Annotated in this window: 2 protein-coding genes; both read left to right on the forward strand. The window is 60.8% G+C overall.

The features are described 5' to 3' along the window. Positions 1 to 358: M23 family metallopeptidase (locus tag BN1128_RS04455; protein WP_042866574.1), on the forward strand; the 358-nt coding region annotated here is incomplete at its 5' end. A gap of 193 nt (positions 359 to 551) precedes the next feature. Then, positions 552 to 1,423: alpha-amylase family glycosyl hydrolase (locus tag BN1128_RS04460; protein ID WP_042866578.1), on the forward strand; the 872-nt coding region annotated here is incomplete at its 3' end.

The raw sequence follows: 1,423 nt of genomic DNA on the forward strand, positions 1-1,423 counted from the left end.
CCGCTGCCAGGTACGAGTCACCGCCCCCAACGGCTGGGCCACCAACTATTACCACATGAGCGGCATCTCGGTACGCAACGGCGACTACGTGGCCGCCGACACCCCCATAGGCACCTACGCCAGCAATCGCAACGAGGCGCTGTGCGAAGGCGGCTCCTCCACCGGTCCGCACCTGCACTTCTCCTTGCTCTACAACGGGGTGTTCCAGTCCCTGCAGGGGCAACGCCTGAGCAGCTATGCCGTCAACGTCGGCGCCAGCAACTACGACGACAACTGCAACCGTTTCTGGCTGCAGAACAGCCGCAACGGCCAGCGTTTCTGTGCCTGGCAGCCGCTCTACAATAACGGCCTCGACTGAGTTGCCGGCCAGCCGCTGAAATAATGGAAAACTCAGTAATGACGGGGACTCGACGGTTTTATGCAAGCCGTCACAGATCCGCACACTCCCCTTTGAAAATGCTCACAAAACAGTCAAAAGGAGATTGCCGGCCCGGCGGGCCAATGTGAGGCTCTGGGTGCCCACATGGGCACCCAAACAAGGACTGACAATAATGAAAAAAACAGCGGGAATCTGGGTGATCGCAGGCATGCTGATCGCCCCTCTGGCGCAAGCCGACGTCATACTGCATGCCTTCAACTGGAAATACAGTGAAGTCACCGCCAAGGCCGATCTCATCAAGGCCGCCGGCTACAAGCAGGTGCTCATCTCGCCACCCCTCAAGTCATCGGGCAACGAGTGGTGGGCACGCTATCAACCGCAGGATCTGCGCCTCATCGACACTCCCCTTGGCAACAAGCAGGATCTCGAGCAGCTGATCGCCGCCATGCAGGCGCGAGGCATAGCCGTCTATGCGGACGTGGTGCTCAACCACATGGCCAACGAGAGCTGGAAGCGCAGCGATCTCAACTACCCCGGCAGCGAGCTGCTCGGCCAGTATGCGGCCAACCCCGGCTACTTCGAGCGTCAGAAGCTGTTTGGCGATCTGGGCCAGAACTTGCTGGCGGGATCGGATTTTCATCCCGAAGGCTGCATCACCGACTGGAGCGATCCGGGCCACGTCCAGTACTGGCGCCTGTGCGGCGGTGCCGGTGACAAGGGGCTGCCGGATCTTGATCCCAACAACTGGGTAGTAAGCCAGCAGCAGGCCTATCTCAAGGCGCTCAAGGGGATGGGGATCAAGGGCTTTCGGGTCGATGCGGTCAAGCACATGAGCGACTACCAGATCAACGCCGTGTTCACCCCCGAAATCAAGCAGGGCGTGCAGGTGTTTGGCGAGGTGATCACCACGGGGGGCGCCGGCAGCACGGATTACGAGCGCTTCCTCAAACCCTATCTCGACAGCAGCGGTCAGGGAGCCTATGACTTCCCGCTGTTTGCCTCCCTGCGCGGGGCGCTGGGCTATGGCGGCAGCATGAACCTGCT

The sequence above is a fragment of the Aeromonas piscicola genome (assembly GCF_000820005.1).
Classification (GTDB): Bacteria; Pseudomonadota; Gammaproteobacteria; order Enterobacterales; family Aeromonadaceae; genus Aeromonas; species Aeromonas piscicola.